Source organism: Pseudomonas edaphica (assembly GCF_965277385.1).
Classification (GTDB): Bacteria; Pseudomonadota; Gammaproteobacteria; order Pseudomonadales; family Pseudomonadaceae; genus Aquipseudomonas; species Aquipseudomonas edaphica.
In genome coordinates, this window is sequence record NZ_OZ255725.1 from 2,480,643 (window position 1) to 2,503,802 (window position 23,160).

Consider the following 23,160-nt stretch of genomic DNA (forward strand, 5'->3'; position numbering starts at 1 on the left):
AGGTCAAGCGCTCAAAATTGCGACCGGGCTGGTATTCCAGCGTTGCCTCGGCCAAGCTTCATGCATCTTGGATTTGAACCACGGAGCATTCGCCATGCGCTGGTCGTTTTTTAGCCTTATCGGCCTGTTGAGCTTGTCCGCCGCTGCGCCCATGGCGTACGCGGACCAGGACTATGCGGTGTTGATCATTTCCCGCGAGCGCCTGGAAGTGCCGACCAATTGCGAAATCGGCCTGTATATCCAGGACCAGTTGGCCGGGCGCCTGTTCCAGGAACAGGCCACCTCGTTCAACTTGCCGGCGGGCAATGTGTCGCTGCGCCTCAAGCTGCTGCCGGGTCAATCGCCAGGTTGCCTGCCGGGCATGCTCGCACCGCCTGCGCAGAACATCACGTTGAAGGCCGGAGACATACGCAAACTGCGTATCGCCCAAGGCCCGGACGGTATGTACCTTAAACCCGCCGCACTGGAGTATTAAAGGCGCTTGACCTTCCCCGCAGGTCAAGGTTGATGCTAGGGGCAACTTCTCTGGAGGACTGCCCCATGAATGGATCCACCACCTTTGACCTGCCCATCAGCGGCATGACCTGCGCCAGCTGTGCCGGGCGTGTCGAGCGCGCGCTGGGCAAGGTGCCGGGGGTGCAAAGCGTCAGCGTCAACCTGGCCAACGAGCGTGCCCACGTCGAAGTACTCGGCCAGATGGACCCCGGCGTGCTGATCGCCGCCGTCGACAAGGCCGGCTACACCGCCACCCTGCCGCAAAGCGAGACCGTCACCGACGCTAAACAGGCCCAGCGTCTGCACCACGAGCGCTGGTCGTTGTTGTTGGCCATCGCGTTGGCGCTGCCATTGGTGCTGCCGATGCTGGTGGAGCCGTTCGGCCTGCATTGGATGCTCCCGGCCTGGGTGCAATTCGCGCTGGCCACTCCCGTGCAATTCATCTTTGGCGCACGCTTCTATATAGCCGCCTGGAAAGCCGTGCGCGCCGGTGCTGGCAATATGGACCTGCTGGTGGCCATCGGCACCAGCGCCGGTTATGGCCTGAGCATTTATGAATGGCTCACCGCGCCCGTGGGCACTATGCCGCACCTGTATTTCGAAGCCTCGGCCGTGGTGATCGCCCTGGTGCTGCTGGGCAAATACCTCGAAAGCCGCGCCAAGCGCCAGACCGCCAGCGCCATCCGTGCCCTCGAAGCCCTGCGCCCGGAACGCGCGATTCGCGTGTTTGAAGGCCGTGAAGAAGACGTCGCCATCACTGCGCTGAAGCTCGACGACCTGGTGCTGGTCAAACCCGGCGAGCGCTTCCCGGTGGACGGCGAAGTGGTGGACGGCCAAAGCCATGCCGACGAGGCCTTGATCAGCGGCGAGAGCCTGCCGGTGCCGAAACAGCCGGGCGACAAGATCACCGGCGGCGCCATTAATGGCGAAGGCCGTTTGCTGGTACGCACCCAGGCGCTGGGTGCAGAAAGTGTGCTGGCGCGAATCATCCGTCTGGTGGAAGACGCCCAGGCTGCCAAGGCACCGATCCAGAAACTGGTGGATAAAGTCAGCCAGGTCTTTGTGCCGGCCGTGCTGGTGCTGGCCTTGGTTACGCTGGTGGGGTGGTGGTTGTACGGCGCTTCACTGGAAACCGCGATCATCAATGCCGTCGCGGTACTGGTGATTGCTTGCCCATGCGCCCTGGGCCTGGCCACACCGACCGCCATCATGGCCGGCACCGGCGTGGCGGCGCGCTATGGCATCCTGATCAAGGACGCCGAAGCGCTGGAACGTGCCCATGCCGTCAGCGCGGTGGTGTTCGACAAGACCGGCACACTCACCTCCGGCGCGCCAAAAATTGCGCACCTGGCCGCGGTGGATGGCAATGAAGATTTATTGCTGCAACAGGCTGGCGCCTTGCAACGCGGCAGCGAGCACCCGTTGGCCAAGGCCGTGCTGGATGCGTGTGGTGAAAAAGGGCTGATCGTGGCGGACGTGAGCGCCAGCCAATCGCTGACCGGACGCGGCATTGCTGGCACTTTGGATGGCCGTGAACTGGCCTTGGGCAACCGCCGCATGCTCGAAGAGAACGGCTTGAGCGCAGGTGAGCTGGCCGAGTCTGCCAACGCCTGGGAAGCCGAAGGCCGCACCTTGTCGTGGTTGATTGAACAAGGCGCACAACCACGCGTGTTGGGGCTGTTTGCGTTTGGCGACACCCTCAAGCCCGGCGCATTGGAAGCCGTGGAACAACTCAAGGCTCAGCACATCAGCAGCCACTTGCTCACCGGCGATAATCGCGGCAGTGCCCGCGTGGTCGCCCTGGCGCTGGGCATCGATGATGTACACGCCGAAGTGCTGCCAGCCGACAAGGCCGCGACGGTGGCCGAGCTGAAAAAGACAGGCGTCGTCGCCATGGTCGGCGATGGCATCAACGACGCCCCGGCCCTGGCCGCCGCCGATATCGGCATCGCCATGGGCGGCGGTACCGATGTGGCTATGCACGCCGCCGGGATCACGCTGATGCGTGGCGACCCGCGCCTGGTGCCGGCCGCGCTGGAGATCAGCCGCAAGACCTACGCAAAAATCCGCCAGAACCTGTTCTGGGCCTTTGTGTACAACTTGATCGGCATTCCGCTGGCTGCCTTTGGCCTGCTCAACCCGGTGCTCGCAGGTGCGGCCATGGCCTTGTCCAGCGTCAGCGTGGTGAGCAATGCGTTATTGTTGAAAACCTGGAAACCGAGCATTTGGAAACCGGAGCAATTGGAGGACAAGCGCCCATGAACATAGGCCAAGCCGCCCGCCAGAGCGGGCTGAGCGCCAAGATGATTCGCTACTACGAATCCATCGGCCTGCTCAAAGCCGCGCACCGCACCGACAGCGGCTACCGCGTGTATGGCAGCGATGACTTGCACACGCTGGCGTTTATCAAACGCTCGCGGGATCTGGGGTTTTCGTTGGAAGAAGTCGGCAAGCTGCTGACCCTGTGGCAAGACCGCCAGCGGGCCAGCGCCGACGTAAAAGCCCTGGCGCGCCAGCATATCGAGGAACTGAACCAGAAGATTCTGGAGCTGGGGCAATTGCGCGACACGTTGCAGGACCTGGTGGAACACTGCCAGGGTGACCATCGGCCGGATTGCCCGATACTCAAGGAGTTGGCGTCGGGCAGCTGTTGCGCTTGATCAGCTCTGCACAAAACAAATGTGGGAACAGGCTTGTGGGGGCTGCCTTATGTGGGAGCTGCCTTATGTGGGAGCTGGCTTGCCTGCGATTGCATCACCGCGATTTAACTGACATACCGAGGTGTCTGCATCGCAGGCAAGCCAGCTCCCACACAAGCCAGCTCCCACAACAAGCCAGCTCCCACACTTTTTAGATCTCCAATTGCCGGGAGATCACTGCATCCAAGGCGGCGGCGGTTCTTCCGCGGTCTTGCTCGGTGGCGCATCATCCGCCGCCCGAACCGCTTGCTTGCGCTCTTCATCCAGCCGCGCCGCTTCGATTTCGCGGATCACACCGCCCACATCCGCCAGCTCTTCCGGCTCATCAAACTCGCCGGTCAACACGCTGGCCGGGTGCAAGGTGCCGGCTTCGTACAGTGCCCACATTTCCTTGGCGTACTTGGTCTTCTTCAACTCCGGGGCAAAACGCCCGAAGTAGGAAGCCATGTTGCCCACATCCCGCTCCAGCATGCTGAATGCGTGGTTGTTGCCCGCCGCATCCACTGCCTGGGGCAGGTCGATGATCACCGGGCCGGTCGGCGTGAGCAGTACGTTGAACTCGGACAGGTCACCGTGCACCAGGCCGGTACACAGCATCAGCACGATCTGGGAAATCAGGAAGGCGTGATATTCGCGCGCCTGGTCCGGCTCCAGCGTTACGTCGTTAAGACGCGGCGCTGCATCGCCGTACTCGTCGGCCACCAGTTCCATCAGCAGCACGCCTTCCAGGAAGTCGAATGGCTGAGGCACGCGAACGCCCGCGCCGGCGAGGCGGAACAACGCCGCCACTTCAGCGTTTTGCCAAGCGTCTTCGGTTTCTTTCTTGCCGAACTTGGAGCCTTTGGCCATGGCCCGGGCCTGGCGGCTGTTACGAACCTTACGGCCTTCCTGGTATTCGGATGCCTGACGAAAACTTCGTTTATTCGCCTCCTTGTAAACCTTGGCGCAACGCAATTCATTGCCGCAGCGCACCACATAAACAGCTGCTTCTTTACCGCTCATGAGAGGGCGCAGCACTTCGTCGACCAGACCGTCTTCGATCAGGGGTTCAATGCGTTTAGGAGTCTTCATCAGCTTTTATTGTGGGTCCTTTATTACCAAATACGCGTATGGCACTCGTTATACGGCAATCGGCGCGCCGGTGGGAGGGGCTACCGACCTCTGACCGCTGAAGAATGCACTCAATATGCCAATTTCGTCGGCAATCAGCGTTCGATAATCGCCGTCACGCCCTGGCCGCCAGCGGCGCAGATCGAAATCAGCCCTCTGCCCTTGCCCGCCGCGTCGAGCAATTTGGCCAGGTTGGCGACGATGCGCCCGCCTGTGGCGGCAAACGGGTGGCCGGCCGCCAATGAGCTGCCTTTGACGTTGAGCCGGCTGCGGTCAATGGCGCCCAGCGGCGCGTCGAGCCCCAGACGCGTCCTGCAATACTCCGGGTCTTCCCAGGCCTTGAGCGTGCACAAAACTTGGGCAGCAAAGGCTTCGTGAATCTCGTAGTAGTCAAAATCCTGGAGTGTCAGGCCATTTCTCGCCAGCAAGCGTGGCACCGCGTACACCGGTGCCATGAGCAGGCCTTCGGCGCCGTTGACGAAATCCACAGCCGCCGCTTCGCCATCGCGCAAGTAAGCCAGAATCGGCAAGCCACGTTCTTTGGCCCAGGCTTCACTGCCCAGCAGCACCAAGGAGGCGCCGTCGGTCAGTGGCGTGGAGTTACCGGCGGTGAGCGTGCCCTTTTCACTGCGCTCGAACGCCGGTTTAAGGTTGGCGAGTTTTTCCAGGGTCAGGTCGGGGCGCAGGTTATTGTCGCGGGTCAGGCCGAGAAACGGCGTAAGCAAATCGTTGTGCCAGCCTTCGGCGTAGGACGCGGCCATTTTCTGATGGCTTTCCAACGCCAGTTGATCCTGCTCGGCACGCGGTATCTGCCAGGTCTGCGCCATCAGCTCGCAATGCTGGCCCATGGACAGGCCCGTGCGCGGCTCGCCATTGCGTGGCAGCTCAGGCTTAAGGTGATGGGGACGAAGTTGTAACAGGACTTTTAATTTATCCGCCATGGACTTGCTGCGGTTGGCTTGCAGCAAGATTTTGCGCAGGCCTTCATTCACACCAATCGGCGCATCGGACGTAGTGTCGACGCCGCCGGCAATCCCGCATTCGATCTGCCCCAGGGCAATCTTGTTGGCCACCAGCAACGCCGCTTCCAGCCCGGTGCCGCACGCCTGCTGAATGTCATAGGCCGGGGTTTGCGGCGACAGGCGCGAGCCCAGCACGCATTCGCGGGTGAGGTTGAAGTCGCGCGAATGCTTGAGCACCGCACCGGCCGCCACCTCGCCGATGCGCAGGCCGTGCAGGTTGTAGCGCTCGATCAGGCCTTCGAGGGCAGCGGTGAGCACCGCCTGGTTACTCGCCGTGGCATATGGGCCATTGGAACGGGCGAAGGGGATGCGGTTACCGCCAATGATCGCTACACGGCGCAATTGAGTCATGGAAAGCTCCCTGAAGGTTATGGGGTGAATCTCTGAGCCTAGCCTAGGCTCAATCGAACGACTTTCACCTATTGATGGTCCACCGTTTGAACCCCAGCACTCGGAGAGCGTTCCATGTCTGACCGTTATATCGACTTCGCCAACTCAAGCCTCGGCCATCGCCTGGTCGCCGCCATTGGCCTGCCGTCACCGGTACGCCTGGAACGCTGGCAAGCTGGGCGCCTGCGCCCGGTGGAAGGTGCTCTGCTGCTGGGCGGTGGCGCGCTGGCCGCCAAGGTGCAGGTATTTGCGCACAAACTGACCGACGCGATTTACACCTACGGCGCCGAATCGTCGACCTGGATCCCAGGCCACGGCCCCAAGCTCAAGGCCGTGGTGTTTGACGCCAGCGACTTGCAGCACACCGACCAGCTCAAGCAACTGCGCGAATTCTTTCAGCCTTTGCTGAAAAATCTCGATCACAGCGCACATCTGGTGATTCTGGGACGCGCGCCGGAAAGCCTCAGCGACCCGTTTGCCGCCAGTGCACAGCGTGCCCTGGAGGGTTTCAGCCGTTCACTGGCCAAGGAATTGCGCAGCGGCGGCGTGTTGCAACTGTTGTATGTGGGCGACGGCGCTGAAGATCAGCTGGAAGGCGCGCTGCGTTTCTTCCTGTCACCGAAAAGTGCGTATATCTCTGGCCAGGTCATTCGCCTGCAAGCCTGCGCCACCCCGGTTGAAGACTGGACGCGCCCGCTGGCCGGGCGCATGGCGCTGGTCACGGGTGCTGCGCGTGGTATCGGCGCCTCCATTGCCGAAACCCTGGCGCGCGACGGTGCCGAAGTGATCGTGTTGGATGTGCCCCAGGCCAAGGCCGACCTCGAAGCCCTCGCCGCTCGCTTGGGGGCGCGCACTGTGGTGCTGGATATCTGTGCCGAAGACGCGGCCACACAGTTGATCGAACACCTGCCGGACGGCATCGACATCGTGGTGCATAACGCCGGCATCACCCGCGATAAAACCCTGGCCAACATGACGCCGGAATATTGGGACGCCGTACTGGCGGTCAACCTCAACGCGCCCCAAGTGCTGACCAAAGCCCTGCTTGATAGCGGCACCCTGCACGACAACGGCCGCGTAGTGCTGCTGGCGTCGATCAGCGGGATTGCCGGTAATCGCGGGCAAACCAACTACGCCGCGAGCAAGGCCGGGCTGATTGGCCTGGCCCAGGCGTGGGCGCCGCTGCTGGGCGAGCGTGGCATCAGCATCAACGCGGTCGCGCCGGGTTTTATCGAAACCCAGATGACCGCGCACATTCCCTTCGCCCTGCGTGAAGCCGGGCGGCGCATGAGTTCCTTGGGCCAGGGTGGTTTGCCGCAAGACGTGGCCGAAGCCGTCGCCTGGCTCGGGCAGCCGGGTTCCGGGGCCGTCAGCGGCCAGGCGCTGCGCGTATGTGGGCAAAGCCTGCTGGGAGCGTGACTATGCAGTGGCAGACATTGGACAGCACCCCGTTTCTGTTGCCGCTGTATTGGCGGGCGGCGCTCAAGCGCAAGATCAGCGGCAGCACCTTGCCGGATGAAGGGTTGCGCTGCCATGTGCGCGTGAACCCGGCCGACGTCGCGGCTTATCGCAAGGTCTGCGGGTTTGCCGACAGCCCGGTGCTGCCGGGCACTTACCCGCATATCCTGGCGTTCGGTTTGCAGATGCAATTGCTCACCGACAAAAAATTCCCCTTTCCACTGCTGGGGTTGATTCACCTGAGCAATCGCATTCGTATCCACCGGCCATTGGGCGGCGTGAATAACCTGCTGGTCGGTGTATACGCGCACAATCTGCAGCCCCACGCCAAAGGTGCGACCTTTGACATTGTGACCACGGTCGAGGATGCGCTGGGACTGTTGTGGGAAGCCGACAGCCGCATGCTGTGTCGAGGCGTGAAGCTGGACGGCGAGGCGCAAGTGGAGCCCTTGTCCGTCTTCGGCAATGTCAGCGAACTGGCGCGGTGGAAGGCGCCCGCTGATATCGGCCGCCAATACGCGCGGGTATCCGGCGACTACAACCCGATCCACCTGAGCGCGCTGACGGCCAAGCTGTTCGGCTTTCCCCAGGCTATCGCTCATGGGCTGTGGAATACCGCCCGTACATTGGCCGCGCTACACGAGCACTTGCCTGCCGCCAATGTAGAAATAGACGTCGAGTTCAAAAAACCGGTACGCCTGCCCAGTGAAGTTGTTTTGCTCAGCAGCGCCGCAGGCTCGAGCGGAGAGTTACAGTTGAACGGCCCCGGCGATATTCAACATATGCTCGGTAAGTGGCAACCCATCGCCTGAAAAAAGCACATTAATTGTATATATACACCCTAAGTTATAGCGGACGCCTCGGCGTCCGTTTGTTTATTCAAGCCCATGATTTTTAAAATATAAATATCTTGATACACCCCTCGATTACACCCTTCGTATTAGTCATTAAGCCGACTGCAGCCCGGTGTATATAAATCGTTAATACCAAGTTGAGCGTTGCGCGAAAGAGTGCCCGGGTCTGTGATGACAACACGGACAAACGTATCGCTATCCCTAGAAATAGCGAGCGTTTGAAAACAACCCAGGTTGTACAGGTGCAAGGAAACTCAATCATGAAAACTCAAACTCAAGTAGTGCTTTGGAAAGCAAGTACCGCGCTGGCCCTGGTCATGGCGATGAGCCTCGGTGGCTGCAGCAGCGGTGGTGGCGGGCATCACAGCAGTGTGGCGGCATCTTCTCCTGATGCAGGTGCAGGTAGCGGCGCTGGTGGTGGTACTGGCGGTGGTACTGGCGGTGGTACTGGCGGTGGTACAGGTGGCGGAACCGGTGGTGGCACTGGCGGCGGTACAGATGGCGGTACCGGTGGTGGCACTGGCGGTGGCACAGGTGGCGGAACCGGCGGCGGCACTGGCGGCGGCACAGGTGGTGGAACCGGTGGCGGCACTGGTGGCGGAACCGGCGGTGGCACAGGTGGCGGCACCGGTGGCGGCACCGGTGGCGGCACCGGTGGTGGCACTGGTGGCGGAACCGGCGGTGGCACTGGTGGCGGAACCGGCGGTGGCACTGGCGGTGGCACAGGTGGCGGAACCGGCGGCGGCACAGGTTCAACCACTACACCTCTGGTTACCGGCCAGATTGCCGGCACCCTGGGCGGCACTGTCGGTAACGTAGGCGCAGCGGTCGGTGACCTCGGTTCGACCTTGAACAATGTGCCTATCGTCGGCACAACAGCAGGCGGCCTGGTTACGGCGACCGGCACTGCAGTCACCAGCATCGGCACTGGCGTCACCAACGGTCTTGGTTCGCTGGGCACTAACAGCAACTCCCTGGGCATCACGGTCGCAGGTGTAGGTAATGGCGTTGCCGATCTGGGCACTGGCCTGTCGACCACTGGGAAATCGCTCTCGACCACCCTCGGCGGCGTACCCGTAGTGGGCGGTTTGACCGGTGGCGTCGGTGGAGCGGTAGGTGGTGTAGTGGATAAAGTCGGTCAAGCCGTCACCATGCTCGGCGATACCGTCAGCACTGCCAGCACCACTGGCCCATTGGGCTCGTTAACTAACACAGTGGGCGGCAAAGTACTGGTGCCTGTGGTGTCGCTGGTGGAAAACACTACCGGCAACCTCGGCAAGGCAACCGGCCTGGGCACCCCTGTGAATGGGCTGCTGGATAAAGTCGGCAGCACCGTCACCGGCCTGGGCACCCAAGTCGCCAGTGCTGGCGGCACCGGCAACCCTGTTACCACCATCGTCGGCAGCGCTCTGACGGGCGTAGGCGGCACACTCGATAAATCCGGCGGCTATGTCGCTCCAGCCAGTGGCGCAGCAGCGCCCGGCCTGCCTGAACTGGTCGGTGGCCTGGTGGCCAACGTGGGTAGCGGCCTGAACGCCGGCAACACCAACGGCACTGTGAGTGCAGCAGGTGTCACCGGTGGCGCATTGGGCAACACGGTCGCCTCGCTCGGCACCGTTCTCGGTGGCACGGGCGTCGCCAACACCGCCGCCACTGCGCCGGTGGCAGGCCTGGCCACTAACGTGGGCGCGGCGCTTAACCCAGTAACGTCCGGTGTAACCAGCCTGACCCAAAACGTCGGCACCACTACCGGCCTCGGCGCTCCGGTCAACGGTCTGGTGACACAAGTCGGCGGTGCAGTGAGCGGTATCGGCACTAACCTGACCGCAGCCAATGCCAACCCAGTCACCAACGCGGTAGGTACCACCGTCACCGCAGTCGGCAACACCGTAGGCTCGGTAGGTGGTTTGGTCACCGGTGGCACCAGTGGCAGTAGCGGCGGCTTGCTCGGCGGCCTCACCGGCGGCACCGGCGCCAGCACATCGGGCAGTGGCACTACAACCACGGGTACAAGCGGCGGTCTGGGCGGTTTGCTGAACGGCCTGACCGGCAAAAAATAAATTGCACCTGGCCGATTAGACGGCCTCCCCTACAGCGCCTACGCTTGGTTGAGACGAGAGACCCTTATAAGTCTCTCGTCTTTTTTATGGGCCGGTCTTATCTAAAAAACCTGGCCCTCCCGAACCGCGTCCCAGAACCCGGCGGGCCCGAAACGCTGCTGCAGTTTGACCATGGAGTGTCCTATGCGCGTGTTGACGCCGTTGTTATTGCTCACCCTCAGTGCTTACGTTCAGGCCGAGACCCTTCCCAGCTTCCTCAACAGCAACGACACCATCCGCAACTTGCCGGTGCCCAACCTGCCCGCCGACGCTTATCGGCCGACCACACCCCAGACCCAGTTGCCGCAAGCGCCTGCCACCCAGAACCAGCCGTTGCTGATGGACACCAAAGTCACCATCCGCAAGCTGCAGATCGAGGGCGGTACGATCTACCCGCTGGACGAAACAGCCAAGGCCTATGCGCCCCTGATTGGCCGTGAGACCAACCTCGCGCAACTGATCGAAGCCACCCGCACGATCACGCGTCGCTACCAGCAGGACGGCTACCTGTTGTCCTACGCGTTCCTGCCGCAACAGACCTTCGAAAACGGCCTGGTGCGCGTGGTATTAGTGGAGGGTTACATCAAGGATTACGAGCAAAGCGGCGACATCGGCTCAGTCTCGGCCTACGTCGACAAGCTGGCTAACAAACTGCTGGCCGAGCGACCGCTCACGCGCAAGACGTTCGAGCGCTATACCACGCTGATGGGGCGTATTCCCGGCGTGACCCTGCAGGCGCAAGTGCCGCCGCCGGGCACTACCGATGGCGCCACGCACATGAAGATCGAAGCCTCGCGCAAACCGTTTACCACCAGCATGAGCCTGGTCGATAACAACCGTAACGGCACCCAAGCGTTGCTCACCGCCACCAGCAATTCCCAGACGTCCATGGGCGAGCAGCTTTACGTCAGCGGCCTGTTCCCGCCGGGTGACGACAAAGAACATTACTACCGCGTGGGCTACAGCCAATTCATCAATGCCGAGGGCAGCCAGTTGATACTGGGCGCCGAGCGTTATCGCGCCGACCCCAAAAGCAATATCCAGCTGGACGGCGGCTTCGAGCTCAAGCCGCACCAGTCGATCGACCGCTACACCATTGGCCTCAGCCACCCGCTGATTGCCTCACCCAATGAGTCGCTGACCCTGGCCACACGCCTGTATGCGGTGGACCAGACCACGCGCTATCAACTCGTGGGCTACCCCAACCGTTTCGACATCGAAAGCGACCTGCGCGCCCTTGCGTTCGAGGGTGACTGGCGCAAGTCCGACACCCGCCAGTTGCGCATCCTCAGCGCCGGCCTGTACCAAGGCATCAACGGCTTGGGTGCCAGAGCCCACAGCGACCTGGGCACGGCTAAACCTGATCTGGACTTCTTCCGCCTGCGCCTTTCCGGCGTGCAGAGCGACAAGTTCTTCGACAACTGGCAAGGCGTGCTTTCGGGTGCGTTCTACTGGAGCGACGCCACCTTGCCCGACAGCGAGCGCGCCACCTTTGGCGGGCAGAACTTCGGCCGTGGCTACCCCGATGATCAAGCTTCGGGCGACAAGGGTTGGGGCGTGGCGTATGAGGTCAACTACAGCTTCAACCGCGCTGGCGACTGGGTGAAGATCCTGCAACCGTATGTGGTGCTTGACCGCGCCAAGACCTGGTTCAACGAACTGCCGGTCAAAGGCAACGACATGTCCTCGGCGGCCGTGGGCCTGCGCTTCGGCGACAACAAGTACTACAACATCGCCCTGGAAGCGGCCAAGCCGATGTCGGACATCGCCCTGGACAGCTTTAACCGTCGGCCGCGGTATACCTTGAGTTTCAGTTATCAGTTGTGAGGGTTGTGGGTGGCTGCGGGGCTGCGGAGTACATATCCGTTATTTGGGTGATGGCTGCTTATGGTTCCGCTCTTACAGCGGCTCACTTTTGGAAAGACCCAAAAGTAAGCAAAAGGTCTTCGCCCCAACACTCGGTGCCTCGCTTAGGCTCGGCATGCCCGCAATCCGCCAGTGATTTGGGGGGCCGCCGCGATGGGCCATCCTTGGCCCAGCGCGGCTAAACCGGCATCCCTGCCGGTTTACCCCCCAAATCACTGTCAGATTCCGGCCATCGTGTTTGACGGGGCGATTTCAGATCAAGATCAAGATCACAAGCGCAGATCAAAAGACCGCTGACTTCGTCATCGAAAAGGATGTAAGGACAACAGCAACAGCAACAGCAACAGCAACAGCAAATCCATGCTCGGTCTAATGTGGGAGCTGGCTTGCCTGCGATGGCATCAACTGGGTGTGCCTGATGTACCGAGGTGTTTGCATCGCAGGCAAGCCAGCTCCCACAGAAAAGCAATTCTTCAGTGTATTCAGATAGGCTTTGGCTTTGCACTTGATCTGGCTTTTGCTTCAACCACTCAGGTCGGCTTTCAGGCCGCCGTGCTGTAGATCTTGATCTTGATCTTGATCTTGATCTGAGACGCCCCGTTAACCACGCTGGCCGAACGCAGGCTTGAATCCGTGGGTAACCCGGCAGGACGCCGGGTTAGCCGCGCTGGGCCAAGGATGGCCCATCGCGGCGGCCCACGGATTCAAGCCGGAGTGAGGGCACACCGAGCCTAAGCGAGGTGCCGAGTGGTGGGGCACAGACCTTTTGGTTACTTTTGGGGCGTTTGCCAAAAGTGACCCGCTGTAAGAGCGGAACCATAGGCGGCCGTTACCGCAGCAACGGATATGTACTCAACACCCCCCAGCTACAACCGAGACTTACGCAAAGGAAAAAGACTGTTAAGCGTATCAATCAAGCGCACCAGATAAATGGGCTTGCGAAACAAATCCAACACCTGCAACCGCAGCATGTCACTCACATCATCCATCTCCGCATGCCCAGACATCACAATCACCGGCAAATGCTGACGATCCGTGTGCTCACGCAAGCGCTTGATCAGCGAGATGCCACTCTCCTCAGGCATACGCAGGTCAGTAATAACCAGGGCAATGTCAGGATTCAGCGTCAGCTCTTGCAACGCGTAAGTCACAGAGGTAGCGGTAAAACAAACGAAGCCCTCGTTCTCCAGCGACTCCGCCAGTTCTACGAGGGCATCTTCTTCGTCGTCCACCAACAGGATTTGTTGACGCAAAGGTGCAGCTGCAGCATTCATGGGCACTACCTGATGTCATCAATCAAAACTGTCTGTACTCAACAGCAGGCTGCGCCAAACTCAAGTCGTGGTAATCGCCGTCTGAATTTTGCCAAAGAACGTCGTAATCTGAGGCCCCAGCGTCGTCCCAGCCGCCAGTACCACCAACGCTACAATGGCCACAAGAATGAGATATTCAATTGCCGTTGCGCCGTCCTTGCGCCGAAAAAACACCTGCAGTTGCACATACAGTCTCACCAACAGATCAAGGACCATGTTACTTCTCCTCTGGCGACCCAACGCCATATCAAGGCTCTGCCCACGGAACTGAATAGTCATTACTTACGTTGTAGTAATGGCCGTCTGGATCTTGCCAAAGAATGTAGTGATCTTCGGCCCCAGGGTCGTCCCGGCTGCCAGTATCACCAATGCTACAATTGCCACGAGAATCAGATATTCAATCGCGGTCGCGCCTTCTTTGCGATGAAAAAGTAGCTGAAGTTGAACATGGAGTTTAATCAACAGTTCGAGGATCATCGTACTACTCCTATGGGCGACCAGACGCCCTAGCTCGGTGCTGCACAGTAATTGCCATGTGCCACCTCAGCATTGTCAACAAACCCCACCCTCACAACTGTAAGAACTGATTAATCACAAAGTAGTGGTCGTTTTGTTGGCGCCTGAATCCCTTGTTTTCAAGGCTATCGAGGCGCGCCACGAAGAAATCTTTCTGTCAGTAATGGCATTTTGTCCTAGCTGAACTACCTTCAAATAGCGAAATAGTTAGTCACTGTTCATAGCAGCCGAGTTGCGGAATTAGCCTGTTGGGATCGACGGGTTTTGGTGCAACAGGAAAAGGAGAGCCGTCATGAACACGCGTCTCAGCATGGTACTTGCCGGTGTGCTCTTGGTCGGTGCGCTGTTTGCCGGTTATTGGGGGTTGGTGCTCAGCCGCGAACCTGCCCCGGCGCCGCCACCACCGCCTACCGCACCGGTAGAAAAAGCCGTCGCCGTGGTCGAGGACCAGACCCGCCAATCGGTGGTGGTGCTGGCCCACGATGTACCGCCCTTTATTGCCCTGACCGCCGCAGACCTGAGCATCGAAAAACTGCGCACAGCGCCAGCGGGCAGTATGACCAGTGTTGACCAGGCCATCGGCCGCACACCATGGCGCGCCTTGCAGGCCGGCACCTGGCTCAACGATGAGAGCTTCAGCCCCGGTGGCCCGCTGGCCCGCATGATCCGCCCCAACGAACGCGCCCTCGCGGTTGCCGTCGATGAAGTGATTGGCGCTGCCGGCCAACTGAGCCCAGGCGACTATGTGGACGTGTTGCTGTACCTGCGCCAGGACGTCGCCAACGTCGAACAATCCGCTCAAGTGGTGATCCCTGCCATGCGCCTGCTCAGTGTCGGCGATCAAATGGGCCTGACCAACGACGGCGTTCCCGCTTCACCACCAGCAATGACCGCCGAAGAAAAAGCCCAACGCCATGCCCCCTCTCGCACCGTGGTGCTGGCCGTGCCCGAACAACTGCTGAGCCAACTGATGCTGGCGACCCAGGCCGGCACCTTGCGCCTGGCGGTGCGCAGCGCCGATGAACGCTTGCTGAGCCACTACTGGGCCGGTGAGAGCGATGCACCGGGCAAGCTGCAAAGCGCTAACCGCGACCTCTACCAATTCACCCAACTGGCCTTCGTCCAGGCGCCCAAAAAAGTCGCCCAGGGTGGCCCCGCGCGCCGCACCGGTGTTGAGGTGATACGCGGTAATCAAGCAACCCAACAAACACCCGACTGAACAAGGATGCTGTGCATGAACCGACGTTTCGCACCGGTGTTCACGCTGAAAATCGCCTGTGCCCTGATGCTGTCGAACTTGTCTGTGGGGCTCGTTGCAGCCGCCCCGGGCAACTGCGGCAGCCTGGGCCAATTACCCGCAGCACTGTCGGTGGGCGAGGGCCTGCAACAGGAGCTGCAATCCCCTGTCGCCATCACACGCCTGGCCATTGGCGACCCGAAAATTGCCGACGTACACCTCAATGGCGATCGCGGTTTCCTGCTCACCGGCGTGGCCTCCGGCACCACCAGCCTGATGGTCTGGACCGCCTGTTCGAACACGCCGCGCCAAAGCATGGTGTTCGTCAAAGGCAAGGCTACCTCGGCATTGACCAGCCTGTCGCTGTCGCCGTCAGAAGACCCGACGCTGCCCAGCCAGGTACAGACCGATATCCGCTTCGTCGAAGTCAGCCGCTCCAAACTCAAGGAAGCCAGCACCAAGATCCTCGGCATCGGCAGCAACTTTTTCCTCGGCAGCCCCAAATTGCTCTCGCCTACCGTCGACACGTTCAAGCTGCCGGTGAGCACCACCAACTTTAATATCGGCTTTGGCGGCGGGCGGGTTTCTGCCCTGATCAATGCCCTGGAAAGCAGTGGTTTTGCCTACACCCTGGCGCGTCCAAGCCTGGTAGCCATGAGTGGGCAAAGTGCGACTTTCCTGGCCGGCGGCGAAGTACCGATCCCGGTGCCCAGCAGCGCCAGCAACAACATCTCGATCGAGTACAAAGAGTTCGGCATTCGCCTGACACTCACGCCAACGGTGATCGACCACAATCGCATCTCCCTCAAGGTGGCCCCCGAAGTCAGCGAGCTGGACTACACCAATGCCGTGGTCATTCAAAACATCCAGGTGCCGGCCCTGACCATCCGCCGCACCGACACCAGCGTGTCACTGGCCGACGGCGAAAGCTTCGTGATCAGCGGCCTGATCAGCAGCACCAACACCACCAATATCAGCAAGTTTCCAGGCCTGGGCGATATCCCGATTCTCGGTGCGTTCTTTCGTGATTCCTCGGTCAACCGCCAGGACAAAGAGCTGCTGATGATCGTCACCCCGCACCTGGTGCAGCCGCTGGCCGCCAACGCCCAATTGCCGTCCTTGCCCGGCGAGAAGCTGCGCAACTACGACCCGAACTGGTACCGCCTGTACTTCCTGGAAAACGGCAATTTCGACCGACTCAATGGGTTGTCTCAATGAGCGATAGCCTGAGCCAGACGTTTCTGGCAATCACCCGCAACAGCACCGACCTGGAATGGCTGCAGGGCGCGCTGGCACCGCTTGGCCAAGTGGTCAGCGCCGGCAGCGGCACCCTCGACGAGCTGCTCGCGCTGGTGGACGTGACCTTCGCCAACCTGGTGTTTATCGGCCTCGACCGCGAACACGTGGTGGCCCAAAGCGCGCTGATCGAAGGCGCGCTGGAGGCCAAGCCGATGCTCGCCATCGTCGCCCTCGGCGATGGCATGGACAACCAGCTTGTACTCAATGCCATGCGCGCCGGCGCCCGCGATTTTGTCGCCTATGGCTCACGCTCCAGCGAAGTCGCCGGGCTGGTACGCCGCCTGAGCAAACGCCTGCCGCCGGTGACCACCAACACTCAACTCGGTGGCCTCACCGTGCTGTACGGCACCCAAAGCAATGCCGACGGCGCGCTGCTGGCCAGCCACCTGGCGCTGGTGGTGCAAAAAAGCGGCCAGCAAACCCTGTTGCTCGACCTGGGCCTGCCGCGCGGTGACAGCCTGGCGTTGTTGGGGCTGGAAAGCTCGTTCAATTTCGGCGATGCCTTGCGCCACCTCAGGCGTCTGGACACCACCTTGATCAACAGCGCGTTTACCTCTGCCGAAGACGGCCTGCGCATCCTCGCCTACGCCCCCAACGACGAGCCCCTGGAACAGACCAGCGCGGCCGAGCTGTACATGCTGCTCAGTGCCTTGCGCCAACACTTCCAGCACATCGTGGTAAACCTCGCCGGCCAGCCCGACAGCGAAGCGCTGCGCACTTTTGTCAGCCATTGCGACAAGCTGCTGTGGTGCACCGACCAGAGCGTTCTGGACTGCCGGCGTAACCTTGGCGTGCTGAACCAGTGGCGCGAAAAAGGCATGAAGCTGGAACACGCCAAGCTGTTGGTCGACCGCTACATCAAAGGCTGCGCGCCCGACGCCGATGCCCTGGGAAAAAGCTATGGGCTGGAGGTGATCGCGGTACTGCCGCTGAGCCCGGAGGTGCGCCTGAATGCCAAGAACCAAGGGCAAACCCTGTTCGCCCTGGCCCCGCGAGAAACCCTGACCCACAACCTCAAAGCCCTGGGCGAGCGCCTGGCGAAGCGCTCCGAAGGCATGAAAAAACCCTCGCACACCTGGTTTGAACGCTTGCTGAGAGCCGGAAAATGAACGGCGAAAAACTCTTCGGCTCACCCGCTCGCGGCGTCGGCGGCAACACTGACCACGACGGGCTCAAGCTGGTGCTGCATCGCTACATCATCGATGCCATCGAGGAGTCGGGCAAAAATTTGCTGGAAGGTTCACGCCCGCTGTTGGCGCAGTTTGTCATCGACAAAGTGGCCGAATATATCAACCGCATGCACCTGGCGATTTCCCGTTATGAGATGGAGCGCCTGGCCGAGGAGATCGTCGATGAACTGACCGGTTTCGGCCCGCTGGAAGTGTTGCTGCGCGACCCGTCCGTGACCGAAATCCTGGTCAACGGCCCGCATCGGGTATTTATCGAACGTGACGGTTTGCTGCATCAAAGCGACCTGCGCTTTATTGATTCGCACCACGTTGAACGCGTGATGCAACGCATCCTCGCACCGCTGGGGCGGCGCCTGGATGAGTCGTCGCCGATGGTCGATGCGCGCCTGCCGGATGGCAGCCGGGTCAATGCGATCATCCCGCCGATTGCGCTGGACGGGCCGTGCCTGTCGATTCGAAAGTTCCGCAAGGACATGCTCAAAAGCAGCGACCTGGTGGCGATGCAAACCATCGACCAGAACATCTTTGACTTCTTCCAGGAGGCCGTGGGCAAGCGCTGCAATATCCTGATCAGTGGCGGTACCGGCACCGGTAAAACCACGCTGCTGAATATTCTCAGCCAACTGATCAACCCCCATGAACGCCTGGTCACCATCGAAGACGTGGCCGAGCTGCAACTGGGCCATCCCCATGTGGTGCGCCTGGAAACCCGCCCGCCGAATGCCGAGGGCCACGGCGAGGTCAAGGCCAGCGACCTGATCCGCAACGCCCTGCGGATGCGCCCCGACCGCATCATCCTTGGTGAGATCCGTGGCGTGGAAGTGCTCGATGTACTCACCGCCATGAACACCGGCCACGACGGTTCCATGAGTACCGTACACGCGAACAACGCCGCCGATGCGCTGCTGCGCCTGGAAACCCTGGTGGGCTTGACCGGCCGTGTGGTGGCGGAGAAAACCCTGCGACAAATGATCTGCGCGGCGCTCGATGTGGTGATCCAGTTGACCCGCTTGCCGGACGGGCGTCGCTGCGTCAGCGAAGTGGTGGAGGTAGTGGGTATCCGCGAGGATGTGTACGTCACCAACACCCTGTTCCGTCATGACCGGCGCACCGGCTTCGGCTTCTTGCGCGAAGCGGTCAACCCGGCCGGCGATAAACTGCGCCGCGAACCGGCTTAGCCTTGAAAGGGACATGACCATGACCGGGGCCATTTTGCTACTCATCTGCCTGATCCTGATCGGCCTGTCGATCCGCTCCTTTCAGAACGGCCTGCGCCGTGCCCAGACCGAGCGGGTACTGAGCCGGCTCGCCGAGGGCCAACCGCAGCTCAGCGAAGAAGCCAACCAGTGGAGTGGCGTGGAGCGGATGTTCCTGCGCGCAGGCCTGGGCAAACCCACCGACAGCCTGGGCCTCTGGTTAGCAATCTGGGCCCTGGGCGTGGCGTTGGGGCTGCTGGTGGCCGGCTGGCTCGGCCTGCTGGTGATGCTGGTGCTGCCGCCGCTGCTGCTGCGCCTGTACATCGCCTGGCGCTACCAGCGGCGCATCAAGCGCATGATCGAACAACTGCCGCAATTGCTCGACCACACCGTGCGCAGCCTCAAGGCCGGGCGCACCCTGGCGGATTCGGTGCTGGGCGGCATCGAGATCACTGAAGACCCGTTGCAAGAGGCGATGGGCCGTATCCGCCGCAACGTGCAGTTGGGCGTAAGCCTGCCGGAGTCGACCCACGACTTTGCCGAGTTCTACGAGCGTGATGAGTTTCGCCTCTTTGCGCTGGGCTTGAAGATCAACCATCGCTATGGCGGCAACGCCAGCGAACTGCTGGAAAACCTGATCAAGATGATCCGCGAGCGCGAGCAGGCCGCCCGCCAATTGCGCGCCTTGACCGGCGAAACCCGCGTGACCGCCTACGTGCTCGGCGCCCTGCCCATTTCAATGATCGGCTACTTCCTGGCGGTGAACCCGGCGTACCTGATGACCATGTGGAACGACGGCACCGGGCGCACGCTGTTGTTCGTGGCACTCGGCATGCAACTGCTGGGCTGCTTCACCTTGTGGCGCATGCTGCGGAGCGTATGAGATGGCTATCCCACTGCTGATCAGCGCCGTATTGCTCCTGGCCGCCCTGGCGCTGGTGCTGGCCAACCTGCTCAAACACCGGCGCGGCCAGCGCCTGGTCGCCCAGCGCTTGCAGGGCCAGATGGGGCATGAACGCACGCTCAATTCGTTGATGCGCCAATTGGGCAACAGCCCTATCGCGCAACGCTCCGTCAGCCTGGACAACGAAACCCAACTGCTGCTCAGCCGCGTCGGTTGGCGCCAGGCCAGCCAACGCTCAATGTTCGCAGCCCTGCAGGTCGGCACGCCGTTGTTGGCGCTGGGCGTGGTGCTGGTGGGCCAGGAGCTGCTGTTTCCCAATACGGCCTCGCCGTGGCTGGCGCCCGTGATCGGCATGGGCATCGGTTACTTGTTGCCTAAACGCATCCTGGCCAGGGCCGCCAAGGCGCGCCAACAGCGTATCTCCCGCGAGGTCTCGACCTTCATTCCACTGCTGCGCATCTTGTTCGAGTCCGGCATGGCGGTTGAACAAGCGCTGCGCGTGCTGAGCATTGAAGCGCAGCGCCTGCTACCGGACCTTACCTATGAGTTGCGCCTGATCCTGACGCGTGTCGACTCCGGCCTGGAGCTGAGCGAAGAACTGGGCAAGACCGCGCGGATGCTGGCCGTGGATGAATTCACCGACACCTGCACCATCCTCCAGCAACTGGTCCAGCAAGGCGGCGGCGCGATGAAATCGCTGCTGGCGCTCAAGCAATTGCTCGATGACCGCCGCCTCACACGCATTCAGGAATTCGTGTCGAAGATGTCGGCAAAGATGTCGGTGGTGATGATGGTGTTCCTGTTTCCCGCCCTGCTGATCGTGCTCGGGGGGCCGGCGTTCATCGGCATCTCCCGGGCCTTGAGTAACTTATGAGGACCGCCCGATGAAAGCCTTGATAGCCGGTTTGAGCCTGTTGCTTCTCGGGGGTTGTGCCACCAACGGCCAAACGCCGTGGGCGGCCCTGACAGCGGGCGGCAGTTGCCCCAAACCAGGGTCGGACCAGGAACTGGCGCTGAACCTGGCCGATGAAATGGCCGGCGACGGCAAGCTGCACGCCAGCCTGGCGAACCTGCAGAGCCTGCCGGCCAACCTGCCCCAGGTGCGCCTGCGCCAGGCCAAGGCGTATCGTCTGCTCGGGCGTAGCGAGGCACAGCCGCTTTATCAAAGCCTGATCGGCACCTGCATGGCGGCTGAAGGCGAACACGGCCTGGGCCAGTTGGCCTCGGCCAAGGGCGACAACGGCCAAGCCATGGCGCACTTGCAACGCGCGGCCCGGTTGGCGCCGACGGATGAAAAAATCCGCAATGACCTGGGCGTGGTGTACCTCAACCAACTGCGCCTGGAAGACGCACGCTTCGAGTTCATGACTGCCATGGAGCTCAAGCAGAGCGACCCGCTGGCGGCGATCAATCTGGTGACCCTGATGATCTATCAGGACAACTGGAAGCAGGCCGCGCAGGTGGCCAGCCAAATGAACCTGAGCCCGGAACAAGTTACCGACGCCCAGGCCCGCGCCGAGAAACTCAAAGGCGCCAGCGTTCCCGTCGCCAAGGTCAAAGACCAAGTGGCTACCATGAGTGATGCCGCAAGCACCCCGAGGAATTGATCATGAAAATGCTATATCTCACCAGCCTCGCCGTGCTGGCACTGCCCCTCAGTGTCATGGCCATTGAGCCCGGCCCGTCATCGCCGCAGCAGGCGGTGACCGAAAGCTGGCTGACCTTGCAGTCCAGCGGGAAAGCGGCCTCAAGCACCCAGCAAAAAGCCTCAGCCGCCGAGCGTGACCTGGCGGCGCAACGCTTGCTGGAAAGCTACAAGCACCCGATTCCGGAGTACTTCGATCAGAAGGCGGGCGGGACAGCCCAGGGCGGTAGTTGATAGCAGGACGCGGAGCGTCCTGGGCGGCATTCCCACGCAGAGCGTGGGAACGATCATTCAGACACAAGCGGGCTTTCTGTGGCGAGCAAGCTTGCTTGCGCTGGGGTGCGAAGCGCCCCCAAAAAAGCCGGAGACTGCTGCGCAGTCAACGGGAGCAAGCTCCCTCGCCACAGCAAGCCCGCTCCCACTCAGTGGGCGGTGACTCGCTGGCGCATCGCCGAGTTGTTAGGCGACAACGCCAGCGCCAACTGCGTGCGGTTATGCATGTGCGTCAGGCGCAACACCTGGGACACATACAGCTTCACGGTGTTCTCGGTAATGCCCAGCTCACAGGCAATCTGATAATTGGTCTGCCCCTTGCCCACCAGCCGCGCCACATCCAGCTGACGTGGCGACAGCTGGTTGAAGATCGCCGGAATTTCCACCGGCCCGGCCTCCTCTGCAGGCACCTCGTCACTCTCATGCCCTGGCGGGCTGCGGCGTGCTTTATCGAGGTCCTGGTACAGGTCGTTGATCGATTCGGAAAGAAATTGCAGCTTCTGGTTCAAGTGCCCCAGCTGCAGCTCTTTCTTGCGCTCCTCCAACGCCGCTTCCTGGCGCTGCAAGCCTTCGAGCAGCTCATCGAGGTTGATTGGCTTCTGATAGTAATCCGCGATCCCTGCGCGCAGCGCCTTGATCACATCCTGCTTGTCCGCGCGGCCGGTCAACATGATCGCCTCAAAGGCGCGCTGCTTGCCTGCAACCTTCTGCAGAGCCTGGACCAACTCGATGCCGTCCATGTCCGGCATATGCAGATCGCACAGCACCAGGCCAATCTCGGCGTCTTCGGTAAAACGCTTCAAGGCCTGCTGGCTGGATTCACACGGGACACAGCGGAAACCGCTGCTTTCAAGAAATTCACAGAGCTCTTCCACGATCAGCGGTTGATCGTCGACCACGAGCACTTTTACAGCAGAGGTAAGCTTGTTCACGCGCTACTCCATGCATTGCAAGCCAAAAGTTTGACTAATCCTTCACCACGAATATTCCTGTACAGCCACGTATTAAACGTAGACGTACTTTCTGACTATGTACATAGCGTTAATACCCTCAGGCGATTAATGGATCCAAAACCAGGTGGCGGCAAAACCCACCAGTAAAAACGGCGCAAACGGCAGCTTTCTTGACGGATCCGGCGCCAGGTAACCCAGATGGTTTTTAACCCCTTGACTCATAAGCGGCCAAAGCTTTGGCGCGGCCAACAGCCACAGCAGATTGGCGATGGCGGCCGCCACAAATGACCCCAGCAGGTAGTCGGCATTGGAGGCCAGCGCCAAGGCCGCGAGCAGCTTCACATCGCCGGCGCCCAGGCGGCCCAGGGCGTAACCCGGCAAGGTCAACAGCAGCGCCAGAAAAAACGCCCACAGCCCCTGCCCGACGGAAGCGCCGAGCCAGGTGTTGCCCGTCCACAGGAGGTAGATCAACGCCAACAACGCCGCGCCCAGCGTCAGGCGATTGGCAAGCAAGCGCTGGCGAACGTCCTGTACGGCACACAGCCCCAACCACAACAGCACCACTGCGCTATGGATCACGTAAAAAACATCCCTTTTCGCCGATTGATTCTATGCTGATATCAAGTAGTAGCCGTCAGGGT

Annotated in this window: 22 protein-coding genes; 15 read left to right on the forward strand and 7 right to left on the reverse strand. The window is 61.2% G+C overall.

Annotation, left to right across the window (positions count from 1 at the left end):
- The first annotated feature begins 94 nt into the window (after nt 1-94).
- From ACQY47_RS11365 to cueR, 3 genes are all read left to right on the forward strand, one after another.
- Nucleotides 95-475, forward strand: coding sequence for a hypothetical protein (locus ACQY47_RS11365; RefSeq protein WP_017134708.1), 381 nt, complete (start codon nt 95-97; stop codon nt 473-475).
- Between the two features lie 65 nt (nt 476-540).
- Nucleotides 541-2,757 carry a heavy metal translocating P-type ATPase gene (locus tag ACQY47_RS11370; RefSeq protein ID WP_428557104.1) on the forward strand — a complete coding sequence of 739 codons (2,217 nt, stop codon included), beginning with the start codon at nt 541-543 and terminating at the stop codon, nt 2,755-2,757.
- Nucleotides 2,754-3,155 (forward strand): Cu(I)-responsive transcriptional regulator, encoded by a 402-nt coding sequence (gene cueR / locus ACQY47_RS11375; protein ID WP_017134706.1) that lies wholly within the window; start codon nt 2,754-2,756, stop codon nt 3,153-3,155. Before ACQY47_RS11370 ends, cueR begins: the two co-directional genes overlap by 4 nt.
- 213 nt (nt 3,156-3,368) lie before the next feature.
- Here cueR and ACQY47_RS11380 read toward each other — a convergent pair whose 3' ends face one another.
- Together ACQY47_RS11380 and ACQY47_RS11385 are read right to left on the reverse strand one after the other, a co-directional pair.
- Nucleotides 3,369-4,265, reverse strand: a complete 897-nt coding sequence (locus ACQY47_RS11380; RefSeq protein ID WP_017134705.1) for a PA4780 family RIO1-like protein kinase — start codon at nt 4,263-4,265, stop codon at nt 3,369-3,371.
- 134 nt (nt 4,266-4,399) lie between these two features.
- The gene (locus ACQY47_RS11385) at nt 4,400-5,677 is read right to left on the reverse strand and encodes an acetyl-CoA C-acetyltransferase (RefSeq protein ID WP_428557105.1); all 1,278 of its coding nucleotides are present in this window, start codon (nt 5,675-5,677) and stop codon (nt 4,400-4,402) included.
- A 114-nt stretch (nt 5,678-5,791) separates the two neighbouring features.
- On the opposite strand from ACQY47_RS11385, the gene ACQY47_RS11390 reads away from it, so the two are divergent.
- The 4 genes from ACQY47_RS11390 (at nt 5,792) to ACQY47_RS11405 (ending at nt 11,954) form a co-directional block, all read left to right on the forward strand.
- Nucleotides 5,792-7,135, forward strand: a complete 1,344-nt coding sequence (locus ACQY47_RS11390) for a 3-oxoacyl-ACP reductase (protein ID WP_428557106.1) — start codon at nt 5,792-5,794, stop codon at nt 7,133-7,135.
- 2 nt (nt 7,136-7,137) lie between these two features.
- On the forward strand, nt 7,138-7,986 hold the full coding sequence (locus tag ACQY47_RS11395; protein ID WP_428557107.1) for a MaoC family dehydratase: 849 nt from the start codon (nt 7,138-7,140) through the stop codon (nt 7,984-7,986).
- Between the two features lie 302 nt (nt 7,987-8,288).
- Entirely contained in the window at nt 8,289-10,088 is a 1,800-nt protein-coding gene (locus ACQY47_RS11400; RefSeq protein ID WP_428557108.1) for a collagen-like triple helix repeat-containing protein, read from the forward strand.
- Between the two features lie 183 nt (nt 10,089-10,271).
- On the forward strand, nt 10,272-11,954 hold the full coding sequence (locus ACQY47_RS11405) for a ShlB/FhaC/HecB family hemolysin secretion/activation protein (RefSeq protein WP_428557109.1): 1,683 nt from the start codon (nt 10,272-10,274) through the stop codon (nt 11,952-11,954).
- Between the two features lie 905 nt (nt 11,955-12,859).
- Here ACQY47_RS11405 and ACQY47_RS11410 read toward each other — a convergent pair.
- The 3 genes from ACQY47_RS11410 to ACQY47_RS11420 form a co-directional block, all read right to left on the reverse strand.
- Complete coding sequence (locus ACQY47_RS11410) at nt 12,860-13,267, reverse strand: response regulator (protein ID WP_200433801.1); 408 nt, start codon at nt 13,265-13,267, stop codon at nt 12,860-12,862.
- A gap of 60 nt (nt 13,268-13,327) precedes the next feature.
- The gene (locus ACQY47_RS11415; RefSeq protein ID WP_200433800.1) at nt 13,328-13,522 is read right to left on the reverse strand and encodes a Flp family type IVb pilin; all 195 of its coding nucleotides are present in this window, start codon (nt 13,520-13,522) and stop codon (nt 13,328-13,330) included.
- Between the two features lie 66 nt (nt 13,523-13,588).
- A complete protein-coding gene (locus ACQY47_RS11420; RefSeq protein ID WP_200433799.1) occupies nt 13,589-13,783 on the reverse strand; it encodes a Flp family type IVb pilin in 195 nt (64 codons plus the stop codon).
- 331 nt (nt 13,784-14,114) lie between these two features.
- Between ACQY47_RS11420 and cpaB the strand changes: the two genes are divergently transcribed.
- Genes cpaB through ACQY47_RS11460 form a run of 8 tightly spaced genes read left to right on the forward strand, consistent with a single transcriptional unit; the run spans nt 14,115 to nt 21,527 of the window.
- The gene (gene cpaB, locus ACQY47_RS11425) at nt 14,115-15,041 is read left to right on the forward strand and encodes a Flp pilus assembly protein CpaB (protein ID WP_099488030.1); all 927 of its coding nucleotides are present in this window, start codon (nt 14,115-14,117) and stop codon (nt 15,039-15,041) included.
- A 15-nt stretch (nt 15,042-15,056) separates the two neighbouring features.
- Nucleotides 15,057-16,277: a type II and III secretion system protein family protein gene (locus ACQY47_RS11430; RefSeq protein ID WP_099548151.1), complete on the forward strand. Its 1,221-nt coding sequence runs from the start codon at nt 15,057-15,059 to the stop codon at nt 16,275-16,277.
- On the forward strand, nt 16,274-17,467 hold the full coding sequence (locus ACQY47_RS11435) for a pilus assembly protein (protein WP_428557110.1): 1,194 nt from the start codon (nt 16,274-16,276) through the stop codon (nt 17,465-17,467). The genes ACQY47_RS11430 and ACQY47_RS11435 overlap by 4 nt, the downstream gene beginning before the upstream one ends.
- Nucleotides 17,464-18,726, forward strand: a complete 1,263-nt coding sequence (locus ACQY47_RS11440; protein ID WP_428557111.1) for a CpaF family protein — start codon at nt 17,464-17,466, stop codon at nt 18,724-18,726. The genes ACQY47_RS11435 and ACQY47_RS11440 overlap by 4 nt, the downstream gene beginning before the upstream one ends.
- A gap of 19 nt (nt 18,727-18,745) precedes the next feature.
- Nucleotides 18,746-19,627: a type II secretion system F family protein gene (locus tag ACQY47_RS11445; protein ID WP_428557112.1), complete on the forward strand. Its 882-nt coding sequence runs from the start codon at nt 18,746-18,748 to the stop codon at nt 19,625-19,627.
- Nucleotide 19,628: 1 nt separating this feature from the next.
- Nucleotides 19,629-20,522: a type II secretion system F family protein gene (locus ACQY47_RS11450; RefSeq protein WP_428557113.1), complete on the forward strand. Its 894-nt coding sequence runs from the start codon at nt 19,629-19,631 to the stop codon at nt 20,520-20,522.
- 10 nt (nt 20,523-20,532) lie between these two features.
- The gene (locus ACQY47_RS11455) at nt 20,533-21,255 is read left to right on the forward strand and encodes a tetratricopeptide repeat protein (protein WP_017136723.1); all 723 of its coding nucleotides are present in this window, start codon (nt 20,533-20,535) and stop codon (nt 21,253-21,255) included.
- A gap of 2 nt (nt 21,256-21,257) precedes the next feature.
- Nucleotides 21,258-21,527 carry a DUF3613 domain-containing protein gene (locus tag ACQY47_RS11460; protein WP_017136724.1) on the forward strand — a complete coding sequence of 90 codons (270 nt, stop codon included), beginning with the start codon at nt 21,258-21,260 and terminating at the stop codon, nt 21,525-21,527.
- Between the two features lie 188 nt (nt 21,528-21,715).
- On the opposite strand, the gene ACQY47_RS11465 is transcribed toward ACQY47_RS11460, so the two are convergent.
- Nucleotides 21,716-22,498, reverse strand: a complete 783-nt coding sequence (locus ACQY47_RS11465; RefSeq protein ID WP_428557114.1) for a response regulator transcription factor — start codon at nt 22,496-22,498, stop codon at nt 21,716-21,718.
- A 126-nt stretch (nt 22,499-22,624) separates the two neighbouring features.
- Complete coding sequence (locus ACQY47_RS11470) at nt 22,625-23,098, reverse strand: prepilin peptidase (protein WP_428557115.1); 474 nt, start codon at nt 23,096-23,098, stop codon at nt 22,625-22,627.
- Nucleotides 23,099-23,160 lie beyond the last annotated feature (62 nt).

Excerpts from the sequence above, each read along its gene's own strand:
- ACQY47_RS11415 (WP_200433800.1), bottom strand. The coding sequence starts at position 13,522 with ATGGTCCTTGATCTGTTGGTGAGACTGTATGTGCAACTGCAGGTGTTT.
- ACQY47_RS11435 (WP_428557110.1), top strand. The coding sequence starts at position 16,274 with ATGAGCGATAGCCTGAGCCAGACGTTTCTGGCAATCACCCGCAACAGC.
- ACQY47_RS11420 (WP_200433799.1), bottom strand. The coding sequence starts at position 13,783 with ATGATCCTCGAACTGTTGATTAAACTCCATGTTCAACTTCAGCTACTT.
- cueR (WP_017134706.1), top strand. The coding sequence starts at position 2,754 with ATGAACATAGGCCAAGCCGCCCGCCAGAGCGGGCTGAGCGCCAAGATG.
- ACQY47_RS11370 (WP_428557104.1), top strand. The coding sequence starts at position 541 with ATGAATGGATCCACCACCTTTGACCTGCCCATCAGCGGCATGACCTGC.
- ACQY47_RS11450 (WP_428557113.1), top strand. The coding sequence starts at position 19,629 with ATGGCTATCCCACTGCTGATCAGCGCCGTATTGCTCCTGGCCGCCCTG.
- ACQY47_RS11440 (WP_428557111.1), top strand. The coding sequence starts at position 17,464 with ATGAACGGCGAAAAACTCTTCGGCTCACCCGCTCGCGGCGTCGGCGGC.
- cpaB (WP_099488030.1), top strand. The coding sequence starts at position 14,115 with ATGAACACGCGTCTCAGCATGGTACTTGCCGGTGTGCTCTTGGTCGGT.
- ACQY47_RS11395 (WP_428557107.1), top strand. The coding sequence starts at position 7,138 with ATGCAGTGGCAGACATTGGACAGCACCCCGTTTCTGTTGCCGCTGTAT.
- ACQY47_RS11365 (WP_017134708.1), top strand. The coding sequence starts at position 95 with ATGCGCTGGTCGTTTTTTAGCCTTATCGGCCTGTTGAGCTTGTCCGCC.
- ACQY47_RS11410 (WP_200433801.1), bottom strand. The coding sequence starts at position 13,267 with ATGAATGCTGCAGCTGCACCTTTGCGTCAACAAATCCTGTTGGTGGAC.
- ACQY47_RS11400 (WP_428557108.1), top strand. The coding sequence starts at position 8,289 with ATGAAAACTCAAACTCAAGTAGTGCTTTGGAAAGCAAGTACCGCGCTG.
- ACQY47_RS11460 (WP_017136724.1), top strand. The coding sequence starts at position 21,258 with ATGAAAATGCTATATCTCACCAGCCTCGCCGTGCTGGCACTGCCCCTC.
- ACQY47_RS11430 (WP_099548151.1), top strand. The coding sequence starts at position 15,057 with ATGAACCGACGTTTCGCACCGGTGTTCACGCTGAAAATCGCCTGTGCC.
- ACQY47_RS11445 (WP_428557112.1), top strand. The coding sequence starts at position 18,746 with ATGACCGGGGCCATTTTGCTACTCATCTGCCTGATCCTGATCGGCCTG.
- ACQY47_RS11385 (WP_428557105.1), bottom strand. The coding sequence starts at position 5,677 with ATGACTCAATTGCGCCGTGTAGCGATCATTGGCGGTAACCGCATCCCC.
- ACQY47_RS11405 (WP_428557109.1), top strand. The coding sequence starts at position 10,272 with ATGCGCGTGTTGACGCCGTTGTTATTGCTCACCCTCAGTGCTTACGTT.
- ACQY47_RS11390 (WP_428557106.1), top strand. The coding sequence starts at position 5,792 with ATGTCTGACCGTTATATCGACTTCGCCAACTCAAGCCTCGGCCATCGC.
- ACQY47_RS11455 (WP_017136723.1), top strand. The coding sequence starts at position 20,533 with ATGAAAGCCTTGATAGCCGGTTTGAGCCTGTTGCTTCTCGGGGGTTGT.
- ACQY47_RS11380 (WP_017134705.1), bottom strand. The coding sequence starts at position 4,265 with ATGAAGACTCCTAAACGCATTGAACCCCTGATCGAAGACGGTCTGGTC.